The organism is Halobellus litoreus, assembly GCF_024464595.1.
Lineage (GTDB): Archaea > Halobacteriota > Halobacteria > Halobacteriales > Haloferacaceae > Haloquadratum > Haloquadratum litoreum.
This window is the reverse complement of record NZ_JANHAW010000003.1, coordinates 293,312-310,448: the sequence shown is the minus strand read 5'-3', so window position 1 is coordinate 310,448 and position 17,137 is coordinate 293,312. Positions and strand designations below refer to the sequence as shown.

Here is a 17,137-nt window from a genome sequence, read left to right as displayed (position 1 = left end):
TGGCGCCTGTGCGAGCTACTACCTCTAGAGGTGATCCGACCGGCGATGGTCCGGTGTAGCGCCGCGCTGGGTCGCCGCCGGCACTGAACTGACTACTCGTCGAGGACGGATTCGGCGATGATACTCCGCATCACTTCGTTCGTCCCGTCGTAGATCTGAGCGATCTTCGCCCACCGGAGGTACTCCTCGACGCGGTACTCGTCGAGGAGGCCGTACCCGCCATGCAGTTGGATCGCGTCGCTCGCCACTTCTTCAGCCAACTGCGCAGCCAACAGCTTCGCCATCGCCGGCTCCTCTGCGAGGTCGACGTTCTCTTCGAGATCACGTGCCGTCGCGTAGGTGAACGTTCGGAGCGCTTCGAGTCGGGCCTCGTAGTTCGCGATGCGGTGACGGACGGCCTGGCGCTCCTTGACCGGTTTCCCGAACGTCTCGCGCTCGGAGATGTACTCGATCGTCCGATCGAGCGCCCCGCGGGCGGCACCGATCGAACTCGCCGCGATTTCGAGCCGACTCCCGTTCATCGTCCGCATCGCCTGGTAGAACCCGTCTCCCTCGTCGCCGATGCGCGCCTCGACGGGGACTCGAGCGCCATCGAGCGTGAGTTCACCGAGCGCCATCGCGCCCGGTCCGACGAACCCCTCGAGTTCCTCGCGACGGAAGCCGTCGGTCCCGGCCTCGACGACGAACGACGAAAGCCCCCTGTGCGGCGGGTCGGTGTCGCTCGTGCGGGCGAACACGAGAACGGCGTCGGCGATGTGACCGTTCCCGATGAAGATCTTCTCGCCGTCGAGGACGTACTCGTCGCCGTCCCGGGTGGCTCGCGTCTCGGTGTTCGCGAAGTCGGACCCGCCGCGCGGTTCGGTCATCGCCGCGCCCGTGATCAGTTCGCCGTCCGTCACCGGCCGTACCCATCGCTCGGCCTGCGCGTCGGTTCCCTCCTCGGCGATGATCTCGCAGCCGAACATCGACCCGGTAATCGCCTCGGCGATTCCCGGGTCAGCCGCGTACAGCGCTTCGCGCACCAGCAGGCTTCCGGTGATTCCCAGACCGCCGCCCCCGTATTCCGCGGGGAGCGCCGCCGAAGTGAGCCCTTCTCGAGCGGCCGCCCGGACGATATCTGTCGGATGCGTCCCGGTCCGCTCGTGTTCGACCGCTAGAGGTTCGATTCGCTCGGCGGCGAAAGACGCTGCTCGCTCCCGAAGCTCTGACTCCGCATCTGACAGCCTCATACGACCGCCCGTTCGGCCGCACGATAAATATAGGCATGGGCCGCCGACCCAGCCAGTGATCGCGCACGAGAGATCACTCGACGTGGAGCGCGTCGGGATTCACCACGCCGTCGACTGCTTCACCCCTGTAGGCGGCGGCAGCGATCTTCGATCCCCGTCGTCGGACCCGCTCGACGGCCCCCGGCGAGTACCACGCCGCGTGCGGTGTCACGATCGTCTCGGGATGCCGAAGCAGTGGGTTGGTCTGCTCGGGCGGTTCGCTGGCGAGAACGTCGAGTCCGGCACCGCGAAGCGGCCCGTTGTCGAGGGCGTCGAGGAGCGCGTCTTCGTCTACGAGTTTCCCCCTGGCGGTGTTGATCAAGATCGACCCCGGCCGCATCCGATCGAAGACCGACGCGTCGAACCGCTGTTCGGTCTCCGGTGTCAGCGGTGCGTTGAGCGAGAGAACGTCGGACTCGTCGACGAGGTCGTCGAACGAGACGGGATCCGCGCCGGCCTCCCGTATCTCTTCGGCGGAGAGGTACGGGTCGTGTGCGACGACATCGAATCCGAACGCCTTCGCCCGCGCCGCTGCGACGCGGGCCTTCCGTCCGAAGGCGAAGAACCCGAACGTTTGGGTCTCGGCCGTCCGTACCGAGTCGGCCGCTCGCCAGTCCCATCCGCCCTCGGCCGTGTGTGTCTGGTACTGCGGGAGCCCGCGGAGCAACGCGAGCGCGAGCGTCACGATGTGTTCGCCCACTTCCTCGTCGCAGTATTTCGGCACGTTTGTCACGGCGATTCCTCGCTCCGTGGCCGCTTCGACGTCAACGTTGTCGACCCCGGTGGCGTAGCAGGTCACGACGGAACATCCCGTGGCGTCCATCGCCGAGGCCGGAACCGACGCGTAGTGCGTGAGCAAGATGTCGGCGGCGTCGACCGCCTCGGCGACGTCCGCGCCGCCGACGTCGACCGTCTCGAACGCGATCGAGCCCAGTTCCGCCTCCAACGTCGATCGTTCGATTGCCACGTCTTCGAAGCCGTCCGGGTCGATGTGTACGATTCGCACTGGCGTCTCGGAAGACATCACGTGTACACTCACTCGACGGCCACATACTTCTTTGGTCGGTCGCCGCTTTCGGTGGAGGCCGAACGACGCGCGCCCGCCTCAGTCGCGCACGGGGACGTCGACGACGGCGGGCGTGCCGGATTCGATGGCCTCGGCCAGCGTGTCGGATAGTTCTGACTCCTCCGCGACCCTGTAGCCGCTCGCGCCGTGGCTCTCGGCGTTCGCCGCGAGGTCGACCGCCGGATCGAAGTCCATCCCGACGTAGTCGTGCTCCTCGTCGGACCCACCGTAGATGTCGAGCATCCCGTCTTTCAGAATCCGGTAGTTCCGGTTGTTCGGCACCACGACGGTCAGGTCGAGGTCGTATCGAGCCGCGCTGTAGAGTGACTGCGGGTAGTAGAGGTAGGAACCGTCGCCGATGAAGCCGACGACCGGGCGGTCGTCGCCTCCCTCCCTGTGTGCGACCGCAGCCCCCACGGTCGCGGGGAGACTGTACCCCAGTCCGCCGTTCTTGTTCGAGACGAACTGCTCGGGACCCGGGCGGAACCGAGAGAGCAGCGCGAATTTACTGGTGTTGCTCTCGTTGAGCACGTAGCTGTCGGGGGCGACGTCGGCGATCGCCGCGGCCAGCGTGTCTTTCGAGATCGATCCGTCGGTTGCGGATTCGCTCCCGACACTGAGAAACGCCGCCGCTTCCGAGCGGCGATCGGGCAGGTCCCGCTTGCGCGCTCGTCGACGCTGCTCGGATACGTCTACCGAGTCGGCCAACTCCCCCATCACCGACGCCAAGTCGCCGACGATGGCGACGTCCGCGGGGTCGTTTTTCGCGATGTCGGCGTCATCGACGTCGATGTCTACGATGGTCGCGTCCGACGGCACGTAGGGCTCGTCGTACGGAATGTACGGCGTGTTCGTCGTACAGCCAACGAACACGAGCGTGTCGGCTTCGAACGCCGCGCGCCCCATCTCCGGATCCGGGGTGAGATACGAGACCCACTGCTCGTGGTCTGGGGGGAAGTTGATTTCACAGGTGTTCATCTCGCTATACACGGCACAGCCGGTCGACTCGGATAACCTGACCGCCGCCTCGATTGCGTCCGGTCCCGTTCGTGCCACCCGATCACCCAGCACGAGTACCGGATCGTCGCCGGTCTCCAGGGCGGCCGCCGCGGCTTCGATCTGCGACCGTTCCCCGCGTCCCGGAGATGGCACCGCGCCGAGCCGGTCCGGGGAATCCGACGTCTCGGCGCGCATCACGTCCATCGGAAGTCCGAGAAAAACCGGGCCCATCGGCGGCGTCAGCGCTGTTTTGACCGCGCGTCTCACCATCGTCGACACGTTCGAGACGTCGGTGATCTCGGCGCTCAGTTTGCAGTACTCGTCGACCATTCCGGCGAGTTCGCCCGAGAGGATCGGCTCCTCGTGCTGGAAGTCGGTGCTGTGGTTTCCTGCCGTGACGAGGAGTGGCGCCCCGGACCACGAGGCGTTCTGGACATTCCCGAGTCCGTGCGCCAACCCCGGCGCGACGTGGAGATTCACGACGCCGAGCGGCGTAATCGACGCATCGTGGTTGGCCTGGTACCGCCGTGCGCTCGCGTAGCCGCCCGCCATCCCGACCGCGATGTCCTCGTGCAGGCCGAGCACGTACGTCAGGTCGGAGTCGGCGATCGCGCGCATAATCGGTAGTTCCGTCGTCCCGGGGTTACCGAAGAGATGCGTAACCCCGTACGACTCCAACGCTTCGACGAACAGCTCGGAACCGGTTACGTTCTCAGATTGCATGGGTATTGTCAACAGCAGTCAGCGCCTCGTACTCCACTGGCAAAAATTGTCTGATCCAGCGGGGCACGGTAACTCGGTTCGTGGAATCAGCGAGCGCGTCGCCTGGGTGAATTCGGCCGGTCACAACATTTTTTATTCGGATTCTACAAATCGTTGATAATGACACAGGATATCAAACAGCGATCGCTTACGTCGCTCGACGAGGTCGAGACGGTCATCGACGCCGACGCTCACGCCCAAGCGTCGTGGGACGACATCCGTGCGCACCTCGACGGGTCCCACGAACGCTTCGAGTCGTTCTTCGAGTCCTCGCCCGCGCCGGGGACCGAGATGAACCTCTATCACTCCCCGACGCCGACGTACCTGTACGAGGATATGAAAGACCGGGAGGACGAGAGTACCGGTCTCTACGACGAAGCGGGCCTCGAACAGACGGCGGCAGTGACGGAACGGATCGGCGTCGACGCGGGAGTGGTGAACCCGACCCTCATCCTGAACTTGAACTTCGTCCGCGAACGCGACTACGCCGTCGCGATTATGCAGGGGTACAACGACTGGCTGGTTTCGGAGTTGGATCGGTACGACAACATGGTCGGGAATCTCGTCGTCGCGCCGCAGGACCCGACCCGCTCCGCCGAGGAGATCGACCGTCTGGCTGACGAAGCCGACATTGCCGGAGTCCAGTTGCTCGGGACGGCGCTCGTTCCGCCCGCCGGGCACGCCTCGTACGATCCCATCTACGAAGCGGCCGAGGCGAACGGCCTCCCGATCAGTATGCATACGAGCGGTGCCGGAATGAAGCCGTTCCCGGAACAGTCGTTCTGGGCGGAAACGTACGCCGAGGATCACGTCACGCAGCACCCCTTCGCCCATACGGTGAACGCCACGTCGCTCCTCCTCAACGGCGTCCCGGAGCGGTTCCCGGAGCTGACGTTCGTGTTCCAGGAGGCCGGGATCGGCTACGTGCCGTACTTGCTCGGCCGTCTGGACACCGCGTATCACGAGTTCCCCGACGAGGTGCCCGCGCTTTCGGCGCCGCCGAGTGACTACGTCGCCGAGACGTTCTACTGGTGTACGCAGCCGCTCGGTCACACCGCCGAGACGCCTCGACACCTGGCGTGGCTCGTCGAACTCGTCGGACCGGAGAACCTGCTGTTCGCCGCGGACGCACCTCATCCCGACTTCGACACACCGGAGGAACTCTTCGACCGGGTGCGCGCGTACTTCAGCGCCGACGAGGTGACCGCAATGATGGGCGAAAACGCGATGGACGTGTACGATATCGAATGACTGAACGGTACGCGGTCGCCGACGTGGACGAGTTCAGCGGTGACGGATCGCGCGTGATTACCGAAGTCGAGGGGCAGGAAATAGCCGTGTTCCGGCACGAAGGGGAGTATCACGCGCTCGCGAACTACTGCATTCATCAGGCTGGCCCGCTGTGTGAAGGCGCGCTCAGCGGCAGCATCACCACGGACGACGACGGATGGGACTGGGCGTACGACGACGAGGAGCGCTACGTCGTCTGCCCGTGGCACGGGTGGATGTTCGACATCGAGACCGGACGGAGCCCCAAAGACGAGCGATACGCCGTCCCGACCTACGACGTCGAGGTCGAAGACGGCACCGTCTACGCCGTTCGGTGACGGCTATCGCTTCCGCCGGTCGTCGCCCGAGAGGGTGCTTCGTGTGCGGCCTCAGCCCGGACGCCGCCAATCGGGCCGAGCGAAACATCCGGAGCCACGATAGTATTATGTGCCCCGCATCGCAACGCGTGACTATGCTGGACAGCGCACTGCAGGTCCCCGAGGAGGACAGACTCGGGAGTGCCGAGGACCTCGACCGGATCGTCGACGCCGACGCGCAGGTGCAGGAAACGCCCGAGGCGCTGTTGGAGCATATGGACGAATCCTCGGGTGCCCACCGGGTCATCTCGCTCACGGAACTCCGGCACGATATGATCTATGCCGGTCCGTCCAGTTATCCGCTCTACGAGTACAAACGGACCAACGGCGGCGGCGAGAGCGTCGCCGACGACGACGTCGACGACGCTATCGGTGCGACCGAACTCGCCGACCGGGCACGTGCCGCGGGAATCGACGCCGGCGTGGTCAATCCCACGTTGAACCTCGGCCTCGCGGAAGTCAACAACGACCGCTTCGCTGTCGCGCTGGCGAGCGCGTACAACGACTGGCTGCTCGCCCAACTCGACGACTGTCCGAGCCTGGTTGGGAACGCCGTCGTCGCCCCGCAACACCCGACTCGCGCGGCCGAGGAGATCGACCGACTCGCTGACGAGGACGACATCGTGGGGGTCCAACTGCCCGCGAGCGGCCTCCTGCCGCCGCCGGGCCACCGCCAGTACGAACCGATATACGACGCCGCCGACTCGCACGACCTCCCGATCGCGATGAAGTCGACGGTCGGGAACAAGAGCTTCGGACAGCAGTACTGGTGGGCCCAGTCGTTCCCCGAGGACTTCGTCTATCAGCACGGATTCGTCCAGATGCGCAACCTCACGTCGATACTGTTCGAAGGCATCCCGGAAAAGTACGACGTCGACTTCGTCGTCCAGGGGGCGGGCATCGGCTTCGTCCCGTCCTTCACCCACCGGCTGGACGACCATTACCTCGAGCTCGGGTACGAGATTCCCGCGCTCACGCAACTGCCGAGCGCGTATCTCTCCGAGTCGTTCTACTGGACGACGCAACCGATGAACCAGCCGCCCCAAGGCGACCCGCAGTTCGCGGCGATGGTGAACATGATCGGTCCCGAGAACGTCCTGTTCGGGTCGGACCTCCCCCACGGGATCAGCGACCTCCCGGAGACGGTCGTCGATCGACTGGCCGAGTCGGTCACCGCGGAGGAACTCGGGGCGATAATGGCCGACAACGTCGAACGCGTCTACGGGCTTTCGTAGCCGGTCACTCGGTGACGGCGTCCGTCACGGCGGCCTCGAACCCGCGCTCGGTTATCTCGTACCGCGTGTTGCCGGCTTCGGTCCGAGTTCGCTCGACCGATCGGACGACCTCGTCGTCGACGAGGATCTCCCACGCGCCGCCGTCGTGCGGATCGACCGCTCGAATACGAATGTCAACGCCGTACGCCGACTCGAGGCGGTCAACGAGTTCCGTCGTGACCGTCCCGTCGGCCAGACGCGGCGGACGGTAGGGCCGCATTTCGTGGTCTCGAAACTCCTCGACGTTTCGTCTCCACCACTCGGGAAACGCTTCCAGTTCGGCCTCGGTGTACGGAGACTCCTCGTCGAACCCGGGTGGGAGATTTGCCGGCCGGGGGGGATCGTCGTCTGGCATAGCTAAGCGTACCCGACCGGAGAAGCATAACGCTACCCCAGCCGATTCAAAGAGCCGTTATCGCTGCGCCGACCACCGTCAGTACCGCACTGATCAGGGTTCGCGAGGTTATCGTCTCGACGTCGCTCAAAAAGACGTATGCCAGCGCAGTCGTGAACAGCGGTGAGGTGCTCACGAGCGGTACGACCACCACTACCGGTCCGTTCGCGAGGGCTGTGAACATCGTGAAGACGGCACCCACGTTCGTGAGTCCCGAGCAGAGGAAGTACGCGTCGGAGCGGCCGGGCGCTGTCAGCACTTCTGGCTGATAGCCGAGGGTGTGTCCGACGACGAGCGGCAGTGCGCTGGTCAGATTGATCGCCGCAGCCTCCAGCGGCGTCGCGGCCGACGTCTCGAACCCGAAGCGGTTCACCACGTTGCTCACCGCGGCGAACACCGCCGCCGCCAGCGGGAGCAACAGCGCTTTCGAGAACCGGAGTCGAACGTTCGTCCCGTCCGACAGTGACAGCAATCCGACGCCGAGGACGATCAGGACGACACCGGCCCCGGTGACGGACGTCAGCCGTTCGCCAAGCAAAAGAGCCGCCAGAAGCGTCGCGAAGAGCGGTTGCGTGTAGAAGAGGACGTTACCGACGCTCGCCCCCACCCGTCTGATTCCTCGGAACCACAGCAACCAGGCCAGTGAGGTCCCGACGACCCCCGAAAAGACGAACACGGTGATGTCCATCACGGGCAGTCGGGTCACGAACCCGTGACTCCACCCCCCAACGAGCGGAACGATCCAAAAGACCGCCGCCCCGACAAAGAGGACGATGAGCGTCGCTCGCCGCGGCTGGCCGCCCCGTTCCATACCGAGTTTCGAGAAGACGGGCCCGACTCCCCACAGGGCCCCCGAGGCAAGCGACAGCGCTATGACGGCAAGCGTAGCTGACATCGCTCCCACTGAAACGGCGTATTGGCGCGGACAAAAACGTTTCGTGGAGGCGACAAAAATTTATGCGGTCGTGTACCATACCACGGACCAATGGAGCCGCTGTACATCAACGGTCAGTGGATCGAACCGGATTCCGGCGGAATCCGTGTGACCTCCCCGATCGATGGAAGCGAACTGGGAACGGTCGGCGCAGGGACAGCGGAACACGTCGACGACGCAGTCGCCGCGACTGTCAGCGCGTCGGACGCGCTCCGGGAGATGAACGTGCACCGACGCGCCGACGCCGTCGAGGCAGCGATGGACGTCATCGAAGACCGGGCCGACGAGATTACCGAGACGATGACGTCGGAAGTGGGGAAGACGAGAGGCGAAGCCCGGGAGGAAGTCGCCAGCGCCGTCCGGTCGGGCCGCGCGTACGCGGCCGACGCCGTTCGACTCTCCGGCGACGTGACGCGTTCGCGGTTCGACGGCCGTCACAACTTCACCCGGCGAGAGCCGTACGGTCCCGCCGGCATCATCACGCCGTGGAACTACCCGTTCGAAATTCCGACGGACCACCTCTCGGCGGCCCTCGTCGCGGGGAACCCGGTCACGTGGAAGCCAGCGTCCGAGGCCGCGCTGACCGCAACCCACATCGCGAAGGCCTTCGCGGAGACTTCGCTCCCCGAGGGAGCGTTCAATTTCGTTCCCGGGGCCGGTGGGACTGTGGGTGCGGCACTGAGCGGCCATCGGGATGTCCGGCTCCTGGCATTTACCGGCAGCACCGACGTGGGACAGGGCATCGCAGCGGCGGCGGCCGAGCGGAGCGCGGAGTGTCTGCTCGAACTCGGGGGAAAAGATCCGGTACTGGTACTCGACGACGCGGACGTAGCGCGGGCGGCAGACGCGATCGTGTTAGGAAGCAACTACAATTGCGGGCAGTCGTGTTCGGGGACCGAGCGCGTGATCGCGACAGAACCGGTCTACGACGAGTTGGTTTCGGCGGTCACAGAGCGCACCGAGGAACTCACGGTCGGAGACCCCCGAGAGGAAGAAACCGACGTCGGGCCGCCCATCAACGACGACGTCAGGTCGACCACGGAGCGACAGATCACGGCGGCCGTCGAGGCGGGCGCTCGCGTAACCACTGGTGGTTCCGTCGGTGACCGGTACATCGAACCCACTGTGCTCGCCGACGTCACGCCAGAAATGCGGGCGGCGACCGAGGAGACGTTCGGTCCGCTCACTCCGATCATTCCCGTCGCAGACCGCGAGGAAGCGGTGGAGATCGCAAACGACACGCGGTATGGACTCCAGGCAGCCGTTTTCACCGAATCAATCCGTGATGCACATCAGGTGATCGACGGACTTCGATCCGGGGGCGTCGTCGTCAACGCAACGAACAACGTCTGGGAGCACCAGCTCCCCTTCGGCGGCGTCAAACAGAGCGGCAGCGGCGGTGAGTACAAGGGCCGCTGGCATCTCGATTCGATGACGCACCTGAAGTCCGTCGCGATCGACTACAGCGACTGAACAGCTCGATGGTCGAGGTCCGTCCAAGTCCGCGTCGTCATCGTGTCGCACACCGTGGATTGGACACGCGCGAATATATCGGGACGCCCCGACGGCCCCAGAGGTGAGAACCGTCTACGATTTCGATTACGATCGGAGTACTCAAATGAACAGCGATCAGTTTGGACCTGTTCGCTCGTTATTTTATTTCTGGATCTATTCGAAAGTATCTGTTCGCGGCGTGAGTAACCGCTCACGGTTCCTATGGTAGAAAAATTTTTGTATCTATGTTCATAGATGGCATACGTCATGCGGCGACGCAAGCTCCTCAGAAGAGGCGCACTGCTGGGTGCAGTTGGGCTCGCCGGCTGCAGTAGCGACCAAGACGGTGCACAAACCGGTCTCCAGACGGAAGGCCAAGGGGAGACCGAAACCGACAGCAGCGGCGATTCGGGCGATATGGACGATTCGGGGGGCGGGGGGACGGTTCGGATCGGGGTTCCGGAGCCGATTCCGTCGATAATGGACACCCGGAAGGCAGCCGACGACGGCGCACACAACTACCGGGTCATCAGCACGCTCACGACGTTCAATCGAGAGGGGGCCGTCGAACCGCATCTGGCGACCGACTGGTCGTTCGAGAACGACGGCAACGAACTGGTTATGGAGTTGCGGGAAGACGTCGTCTTCCACGACGGGTCGGAGTTCAACGCCGAACACGTCAAGTGGCACCTCACGGACTTCCTCGCGAACGGGTCGGGAACGTCCTATATCGTCAGCAACGTCGACGACGTGGTCGTCGAGGACACGTACCGTGCCCGAGTACAGTTCAGTTCGCCGGACCCCTACATCCTCTGGGACCTCGCCTCCGCGTGGGGGCAGATCCACAGCCGCGAGGCGGTCGAGGAGTACGGGGATCAATACGGTCAGAGCGGCAAAGTCGTCAGCGCCGGGCCGTTCAAGGAAGTCGAACACGACACGAGTCACGCGGTACTGGAACGCTACGAGGAGTGGGATTGGCCGAAGCCCTGGCAGGAAGAACTGTACGAGGGTGACGTCGAGGTGCGGCCGAAGCGACTCGAATATCAGTCCTATCCCGAGACGGCCACCCGAACCTCCGCGTTCGAGGCCGGCGACATCGACGGAATGATCGCCGGCGTGCCGTACTCGAAGTACCCGAACTACCAGGAGAGCGACCAGTACAACACCGGGACGCCACCGGCGAGTACCGAACAGATCTTCATTATGCTCAACCTGAATCCGGAGACGAGCACGGCACCCGTGCTGGCGGAGGACCTGAGTCTCCGGAAGGGAATCTCGTACGGGATCGACAGGCAGGAGATCGTCGACGTGGTGTTCAACGGCGTGGGCGAACCCGCACCGAACTACCTGGTTCCAACCGTCGACGCGCACAACATCCCCGATGAGTACAACTACACCTACGATCTCGAACGGGCGCGAACGGTGATGCGTGAGAACGGCTGGACGGTGAATCCCGGCGGCGTCAGCACGAAGAACGGGCGCGAGGCGCGCTTCACGTTACTGACGCAGAACACGGAACTGTCGCGGCGGCGAGCGACACTGATCAAAGAGCAGTTGCAGGACATCGGGGTCGTAATGGAGGTGAGCACGACAGACACCTCAACGTTCAAGGAAGACGTCGGCAGCGGTAACTTCGCCGCTGGGATGTCAACCTTCTACGACTGGGGCAACGCCGACCAGCTCTGGTGGGCGACGAGCGAAGACGCGGAGGACTCGTACTACCTCAACTCCAACGCGTGGCAGCAGTTCCCACGGGCGACCGAACTGACGAATCGGGCGCAGGACGCGACCACGCTCGAAGAACGCACACAACGGTACAAGGAGGCGCACAAGTACCTCCTCGAAGACGTCGTCCCGATGATCTACCTGATGTATCCCAAGGCGGCGGACGCCTGGGGAAGCCACATCCAGCACTGGCAACCGCACTACAAAGGCGCGGTAATGTGGCCCGTCGAGAGCGAAGAGTGGTAGGTCGCCAGGCTACCGATGAGTTTTCAATCATATCTCGCACGCCGGACGCTGGGGCTGATTCCCAAGCTGCTCATCGCCTCGGGAGTGGTGTTCTTCCTGGTACAGGTCACTCCCGGCGACCCCGTCACCACGCTGGCACCCCCCCGAGCGAGCCCCGAACAACTCGCGGCTCTGAGAGAGAAGTGGCGTCTCGACGAACCGCTGTACATCCAGTATCTGACCTGGATGGCGAATATGCTGCAGGGTGATTTCGGGCTGTCGGCCGCAACGCGACGACCAGTCACCGATATGATTGCCCTTCGGGTCCCGATCAGTCTCAGATTCTCGGCTCTGGCGCTGCTGATCTCGTACGCCGTCGCGATCCCGTTCGGCATCGTCGGCGCGATCAAGCAGCACACCACCTGGGACTACCTCTCGATGGGGTTCGTGCTCCTCGCCATCTCGTTCCCCAGTTTCTGGTTCGCGATCATCCTCATCTTGATCTTCGCGATCCAGTTACAGTGGGTTTCTGCCGTGGGCTATGGGACGATCGGGTTGCTCGTGCTCCCGGCGGTCGCCCTCGGACTTCGCGGCAGCGCGATAGAGACCAGAGTGATGCGATCCTCGATGATCGAGACGCTGAACGAGAAGTTCATCACCGCCTCGCGCGCTCACGGACTCCCGGAGCGAAGCGTCGTGTTCAAACACGCGCTTCGAAACGCGCTCATCCCGATCATCACCCTATTCGGACTGCGATTGGGGTACATTCTGGCGTCGGGATTGGTGATCGAGATCGTGTTCAACCGCCCCGGCGTCGGCCATCTACTCGTCGACAGCATTTTCAAGCGAGACTACCCGGTGGTGCGCGCGATCCTGATGATTCTGGTCACGACGATTATGCTCGGTAACTTCCTGGCCGACATCCTGTACGGCCTGGTCGATCCGCGGATCCGCTACGAGTAACAATGAGTGAACGCACAACGACCGAAATCGACTGGGACGGACTACTCGAAGAGTGGAACGAGGAGGTAGCGGAGATCAGCAGCGCGGAGTCCCGCTTCGAACGCGTCTGGTTCTTTATCAAGGACCTGTCGAGCCATCGCCTCTCGATCGTCGGCGGAGTGCTGCTGTTGGGAGTCGCCGTCGTCGCCATCTTCGCGCCCCAAATCGCCCCCTACAGCCCCACTGCGGTCCAACCGACGGCGGTCAGAGCAGCGCCGTCCGTGGCGCATCCGATGGGAACCGACAGCCTCGGTCGGGACATCCTTTCTCGAGTCATCTTCGGCACTCGGATCGCGCTCCAGATCGCCGTCACGTCGATGGGGATTGCCTTCGTCGTCGGCTCCCTGCTCGGTGCGCTGGCCGGATATTACGGCGGCTGGGTCGACGCTGCCGTGCGGACGGCGATCGACACGACGTGGGCGTTTCCGGCGATCATAATGGGACTGGCGCTGGCGTCGATTCTGGAACCGGACCTCACGACGGTCCTGGTCGCCATCGGCTTGGTGTTCTGGGGAGTCTTCGCCAGACTCGTGCGCGGCGAGGTCCTGTCACTCCGTGAACTCGACTTCATCAAGGCCTCGGAGGCGATCGGTCTGAGCGACACCAAGATCATTTTCAAACACCTCATCCCAAACGCGATCATCCCCGCGTTCGTCGTCGTCACGCTCCAGATGGGGAACGCCATCGCGGTGGCGGCCTCGCTGTCGTTCCTGGGACTCGGCGTCCAACCCCCGACCCCTTCGTGGGGTATTATGTTGTCTACCGGGCGGCAGTACATCACCTCCGCGTGGTGGATCTCGGTATTCCCGGGACTTGCGATCGTTCTTGTGATTATGTCGTTCAATTTCCTCGGTGAAGGACTCCGCGACACGATCGATCCGAAACTGGAGGACAAACGATGACACAGAAACTCCTCGAAATCAACGATCTGCGAACCACGTTCGACACTAACTCGGGCACGGTAAACGCGCTTCGGGGCGTGAACCTCACGATCAACGAAGGTGAACGCGTTGGGCTCGTAGGCGAGTCCGGAAGCGGCAAGTCGGTCACCGCACAGTCGATCCTCAGACTGGTCGATTCGCCCGGTCAGATCGTCGACGGATCGATCGAACTCAACGGACAGGACCTGCTGTCGCTTTCGTCGTCGCAGATGCAGAGCGTCCGGGGCCGTGACATCACGATGATCTTCCAGGACCCGTCGACCTCGCTCGACCCCGTGTACTCAATCCGAAGCCAGATGATCGAGACGATCGGGCACAATCGGAACCTCAGTGATTCCGAAGCGGAGTCGGTCGCGATCGAATACCTCGAGATGGTCGATATGCCGAACCCGAAACGGGTTCTGGATAGCTACCCGCACGAACTATCAGGAGGAATGAAGCAACGCGTATCTATCGCGATGGCGTTAGGATTCGAACCGGATCTTATTATAGCCGACGAACCAACGACTGCACTGGATGTAACGGTCCAAAAAAAGGTAATGGACATATTCCAAAACGTCGTATCTGAGAAAGACCTATCAGTACTCTGGATTACTCATAACTTAGGGGTAGTCGCCGAGTTCTGCGACAAGATCGCGGTCATTTACGCGGGGGAGGTCGTCGAATACGGCAGCGTGTACGACATCTTCGATCGACCTGCACATCCCTACACGCGCGAGTTACTGCGGACGATTCCGAACATCGAGCGCGCAGACGAAGAGCTGCGCGTGATAGAGGGAACGGTCCCCAATATGCGGAACCCACCGAGTGGCTGCGCCTTCCACCCGCGCTGTCCCGATGCAGAGCCGCAGTGTGAGACGACACGTCCCGACAGCGTCGAGGGACAAGAGCACCAGGCCTCGTGTTTGGTGCACGACGCAGGGGACCAATGAGCCACCACACGCAGTCAGAAGCGGACGCGACGACGGACGAGCCGCTGCTGAAGGCTAGAGGGCTGAAACAGCATTACCCGATCAAAGAGGGCATCCTCCGGCGACAGACCGGAACGGTACGCGCCGTCGACGGTGTCGACCTCGACGTCTATCCCGGTGATACACACGCCATCGTCGGCGAGTCCGGATGTGGAAAGAGCACGCTGCTGGAGACGCTTCTCGGTCTCGAAGAGCCGACGGCCGGGACTATTTCGTACGATGGGACGTCGATCGGTGACCTCTCAGGTTCCGAAAAGCGGGCGCTCAAAAGCCAGATCCAGATCGTCTTTCAGAATCCCGAATCCTCGCTGGATCCGCGCAATACCATCGGCCAGATAATCAGCGAACCGCTGCATCTGCATACGGAGGCATCGACGCAGCAGATCGACGCACGGGTCGTGAGCTTGTTGGATGACGTCGGACTCGGGCCGCGGTACTACGGGCGCTACCCACACGAACTCTCGGGCGGCCAGCAGCAACGGGTGGCAATCGCCCGGGCCATCAGTCTAAATCCCTCCCTCCTCCTCCTAGACGAACCCACGAGCGCCCTCGACGTCAGCGTTCAATCGAAGATTCTCCGACTGCTGGACGAAATCAAGGACGAGTACGATCTGACGTACGTGATGGTAACCCACGACCTCTCGGTCGTCCGCCACTTCGCGACGGACGTGTCGGTGATGTATCTCGGCAACGTGATCGAAAAAGCATCAACTGAGGCCCTGTTCGGGGACCCGAAGCATCCGTATACGCAAGCGCTCATTTCCGCCGTTCCGGTCCCGGACCCACACCATACCGCCGAGAACGACATCACGCTTCCTGGTACCGTTCCCGAACCCAGCGACCCACCGGCCGGGTGTCGGTTCCATCCGCGATGTCCCATCGCGACCGAGGAGTGTGCCGAGGACTTCCCCGCGTTCGAATCGCACGATCGACACGAAGTGCGCTGCATCCGCGTCCCAGAGGCAGAGGAAATCGGCTCGACCGAGGACAGCGCTGCGGCCGGTACCAGCAGCACCGACCGTCCCGGCCTGTCCGCGGCGCAGTACGAGGACGCACGCCAGGAGTAGGCGGGCTCGTCTCCCGTTCACCACCTAGTGGGTACCCGAAAGGAGCAGGATATCCCAGGACCCACGTAGAACTTTCATCCGGAAAACGACTCGCGGACCACCCTCTCACAGCCGAGATGCGTCTCGGATGGGGTGAGTGACTCTCCGAGAGGGTACGGTTCCCTCGGAGCACAGAAGGGGTAAATAGTCGTGTCCGTCGGAGCGAAGCGTCGGATCGTTTCTATGATCCGAACAGAGGCAACCCCGTGCGACCCGAACTCATTCGCTCGCGCCGCGCGGTCCACGATCGGGAGCCGGTCTGTCGAGAACGGAATACGAAGACGCGTCGTGTCACGAGGGGCGACTGCGCCGTCGGTTCGGGCAACTGCATCGATCCCGGAGATATAACTGGTATCTACCGTGATATATGCGGTTCATTACCTTTTCTCCTCCACCGAACGCCCGGTAATGGCGCAGAAAACCGCTGCGGATTCGGAACCGACATCTCGACCCCGGTCGGCGATACAACTTCATACACTCCGAGATATCGACAGCCCGCTCCCGAGCACGATACGGCGCGTCGCAGACGCGGGCTTCGAGGGCGTCGAATTCGCCGGGAGATTCCTGGAATCGAATCCGCACGTGGTTCGTGAGTCCCTCGACGAAACTGGCGTGACGCCGGTGGCCGCTCACGTGGACCTGACGCGGATCGAATCGAACGTCGAGGCGCTGGCGGACCGACTGCGGCACGTCGGCTGCGGGCACGCGATCATTCCCCACCTCAGTGGCGGCTACTTCAGGACGAAGTCCGACATCGACGGGCTCGCGTTGCGCCTCGAAAACCTCGCCGACCGTCTGGACAGTTACGGGATACAGCTCTCGTATCACGTCTCGCGGGAGCCGTTGCTCCCCCGACTCGACAGTTTCGGGCTCGGACCCACAGTGGACCTCCCGACGCCGGACGTCGTCTGGCGACTCCTCGCGGAAGCGATCGATCTCACGATCCGTGGATCCGCTCGCGCCGTCGAGACCACGGCATTCGGTCGCCTCGTATCACAGACCGATGATCTGACCTTCGAGGTCGACGTCGGGTGGATCGCCGCGGCCAGGTACGACCCCGTCGAGCTGTTCGACTACCTCGACGATCGGGTGGCGTTGATCCACGTCGCCGACACTCGGCGGACGCGACGGTTCCCGCCCCTGTATCGATCGGTCCCGCCCGGTGACGGGATCCTCGACCTCGATCGCGTCCTCGAGGCGTCTCGTCGGGCCGACGTCGACTGGATCGTCTACGAGGATGACGATCCGGAGACACCCGAAACGGCGATTCGACACGGTAGCTCTCTGTTCGCTCTGGATTCGGTCGGGTAGGACGGGGCTGGTGCTACGA

Annotated in this window: 15 protein-coding genes; 10 read left to right on the top strand and 5 right to left on the bottom strand. The window is 63.3% G+C overall.

What is annotated here, in order from left to right; all coding sequences use genetic code 11:
• Nucleotides 1-92: 92 nt before the first annotated feature.
• From NO360_RS15730 to NO360_RS15720, 3 genes are all read right to left on the bottom strand, one after another.
• Nucleotides 93-1,229, bottom strand: coding sequence for an acyl-CoA dehydrogenase family protein (locus NO360_RS15730; RefSeq protein WP_256308800.1), 1,137 nt, complete (start codon nucleotides 1,227-1,229; stop codon nucleotides 93-95).
• 73 nt (nucleotides 1,230-1,302) lie between these two features.
• Complete coding sequence (locus NO360_RS15725) at nucleotides 1,303-2,292, bottom strand: C-terminal binding protein (RefSeq protein ID WP_256308799.1); 990 nt, start codon at nucleotides 2,290-2,292, stop codon at nucleotides 1,303-1,305.
• Nucleotides 2,293-2,373: 81 nt separating this feature from the next.
• The gene (locus NO360_RS15720; protein WP_256308798.1) at nucleotides 2,374-4,056 is read right to left on the bottom strand and encodes a thiamine pyrophosphate-binding protein; all 1,683 of its coding nucleotides are present in this window, start codon (nucleotides 4,054-4,056) and stop codon (nucleotides 2,374-2,376) included.
• A gap of 159 nt (nucleotides 4,057-4,215) precedes the next feature.
• Between NO360_RS15720 and NO360_RS15715 the strand changes: the two genes are divergently transcribed.
• From NO360_RS15715 to NO360_RS15705, 3 genes are all read left to right on the top strand, one after another.
• Nucleotides 4,216-5,346: an amidohydrolase family protein gene (locus tag NO360_RS15715; protein WP_256308797.1), complete on the top strand. Its 1,131-nt coding sequence runs from the start codon at nucleotides 4,216-4,218 to the stop codon at nucleotides 5,344-5,346.
• Nucleotides 5,343-5,702 carry a Rieske (2Fe-2S) protein gene (locus NO360_RS15710; RefSeq protein ID WP_256308796.1) on the top strand — a complete coding sequence of 120 codons (360 nt, stop codon included), beginning with the start codon at nucleotides 5,343-5,345 and terminating at the stop codon, nucleotides 5,700-5,702. The genes NO360_RS15715 and NO360_RS15710 overlap by 4 nt, the downstream gene beginning before the upstream one ends.
• 134 nt (nucleotides 5,703-5,836) lie before the next feature.
• Nucleotides 5,837-6,976, top strand: coding sequence for an amidohydrolase family protein (locus NO360_RS15705; RefSeq protein WP_256308795.1), 1,140 nt, complete (start codon nucleotides 5,837-5,839; stop codon nucleotides 6,974-6,976).
• Between the two features lie 4 nt (nucleotides 6,977-6,980).
• Here the strand turns inward: NO360_RS15705 and NO360_RS15700 are convergent, their stop codons facing one another.
• Together NO360_RS15700 and NO360_RS15695 are read right to left on the bottom strand one after the other, a co-directional pair.
• On the bottom strand, nucleotides 6,981-7,370 hold the full coding sequence (locus NO360_RS15700) for a hypothetical protein (protein WP_256308794.1): 390 nt from the start codon (nucleotides 7,368-7,370) through the stop codon (nucleotides 6,981-6,983).
• A 46-nt stretch (nucleotides 7,371-7,416) separates the two neighbouring features.
• Nucleotides 7,417-8,304: a DMT family transporter gene (locus tag NO360_RS15695; protein WP_256308793.1), complete on the bottom strand. Its 888-nt coding sequence runs from the start codon at nucleotides 8,302-8,304 to the stop codon at nucleotides 7,417-7,419.
• A gap of 90 nt (nucleotides 8,305-8,394) precedes the next feature.
• On the opposite strand from NO360_RS15695, the gene NO360_RS15690 reads away from it, so the two are divergent.
• The 7 genes from NO360_RS15690 (at nucleotide 8,395) to NO360_RS15660 (ending at nucleotide 17,118) form a co-directional block, all read left to right on the top strand.
• The gene (locus NO360_RS15690; RefSeq protein ID WP_256308792.1) at nucleotides 8,395-9,816 is read left to right on the top strand and encodes an aldehyde dehydrogenase family protein; all 1,422 of its coding nucleotides are present in this window, start codon (nucleotides 8,395-8,397) and stop codon (nucleotides 9,814-9,816) included.
• A 276-nt stretch (nucleotides 9,817-10,092) separates the two neighbouring features.
• The gene (locus NO360_RS15685; RefSeq protein WP_256308791.1) at nucleotides 10,093-11,808 is read left to right on the top strand and encodes an ABC transporter substrate-binding protein; all 1,716 of its coding nucleotides are present in this window, start codon (nucleotides 10,093-10,095) and stop codon (nucleotides 11,806-11,808) included.
• A gap of 15 nt (nucleotides 11,809-11,823) precedes the next feature.
• Nucleotides 11,824-12,750 carry an ABC transporter permease gene (locus NO360_RS15680; protein WP_256308790.1) on the top strand — a complete coding sequence of 309 codons (927 nt, stop codon included), beginning with the start codon at nucleotides 11,824-11,826 and terminating at the stop codon, nucleotides 12,748-12,750.
• A 2-nt stretch (nucleotides 12,751-12,752) separates the two neighbouring features.
• Nucleotides 12,753-13,691 carry an ABC transporter permease gene (locus tag NO360_RS15675; RefSeq protein ID WP_256308789.1) on the top strand — a complete coding sequence of 313 codons (939 nt, stop codon included), beginning with the start codon at nucleotides 12,753-12,755 and terminating at the stop codon, nucleotides 13,689-13,691.
• A complete protein-coding gene (locus NO360_RS15670) occupies nucleotides 13,688-14,662 on the top strand; it encodes an ABC transporter ATP-binding protein (RefSeq protein WP_256308788.1) in 975 nt (324 codons plus the stop codon). The genes NO360_RS15675 and NO360_RS15670 overlap by 4 nt, the downstream gene beginning before the upstream one ends.
• Nucleotides 14,659-15,768, top strand: coding sequence for an ABC transporter ATP-binding protein (locus NO360_RS15665; protein ID WP_256308787.1), 1,110 nt, complete (start codon nucleotides 14,659-14,661; stop codon nucleotides 15,766-15,768). Before NO360_RS15670 ends, NO360_RS15665 begins: the two co-directional genes overlap by 4 nt.
• Nucleotides 15,769-16,215: 447 nt before the next feature.
• Entirely contained in the window at nucleotides 16,216-17,118 is a 903-nt protein-coding gene (locus tag NO360_RS15660; protein ID WP_256308786.1) for a sugar phosphate isomerase/epimerase family protein, read from the top strand.
• The last annotated feature ends 19 nt before the right edge of the window (nucleotides 17,119-17,137 follow it).

Bases quoted from the DNA above. Each gene is read 5' to 3' on its own strand.
- NO360_RS15705 (WP_256308795.1), top strand. From the start codon at position 5,837: ATGCTGGACAGCGCACTGCAGGTCCCCGAGGAGGACAGACTCGGGAGT.
- NO360_RS15680 (WP_256308790.1), top strand. From the start codon at position 11,824: ATGAGTTTTCAATCATATCTCGCACGCCGGACGCTGGGGCTGATTCCC.
- NO360_RS15725 (WP_256308799.1), bottom strand. From the start codon at position 2,292: ATGTCTTCCGAGACGCCAGTGCGAATCGTACACATCGACCCGGACGGC.
- NO360_RS15730 (WP_256308800.1), bottom strand. From the start codon at position 1,229: ATGAGGCTGTCAGATGCGGAGTCAGAGCTTCGGGAGCGAGCAGCGTCT.
- NO360_RS15710 (WP_256308796.1), top strand. From the start codon at position 5,343: ATGACTGAACGGTACGCGGTCGCCGACGTGGACGAGTTCAGCGGTGAC.
- NO360_RS15670 (WP_256308788.1), top strand. From the start codon at position 13,688: ATGACACAGAAACTCCTCGAAATCAACGATCTGCGAACCACGTTCGAC.
- NO360_RS15675 (WP_256308789.1), top strand. From the start codon at position 12,753: ATGAGTGAACGCACAACGACCGAAATCGACTGGGACGGACTACTCGAA.
- NO360_RS15695 (WP_256308793.1), bottom strand. From the start codon at position 8,304: ATGTCAGCTACGCTTGCCGTCATAGCGCTGTCGCTTGCCTCGGGGGCC.
- NO360_RS15700 (WP_256308794.1), bottom strand. From the start codon at position 7,370: ATGCCAGACGACGATCCCCCCCGGCCGGCAAATCTCCCACCCGGGTTC.
- NO360_RS15660 (WP_256308786.1), top strand. From the start codon at position 16,216: ATGGCGCAGAAAACCGCTGCGGATTCGGAACCGACATCTCGACCCCGG.
- NO360_RS15665 (WP_256308787.1), top strand. From the start codon at position 14,659: ATGAGCCACCACACGCAGTCAGAAGCGGACGCGACGACGGACGAGCCG.
- NO360_RS15715 (WP_256308797.1), top strand. From the start codon at position 4,216: ATGACACAGGATATCAAACAGCGATCGCTTACGTCGCTCGACGAGGTC.
- NO360_RS15720 (WP_256308798.1), bottom strand. From the start codon at position 4,056: ATGCAATCTGAGAACGTAACCGGTTCCGAGCTGTTCGTCGAAGCGTTG.
- NO360_RS15690 (WP_256308792.1), top strand. From the start codon at position 8,395: ATGGAGCCGCTGTACATCAACGGTCAGTGGATCGAACCGGATTCCGGC.
- NO360_RS15685 (WP_256308791.1), top strand. From the start codon at position 10,093: ATGGCATACGTCATGCGGCGACGCAAGCTCCTCAGAAGAGGCGCACTG.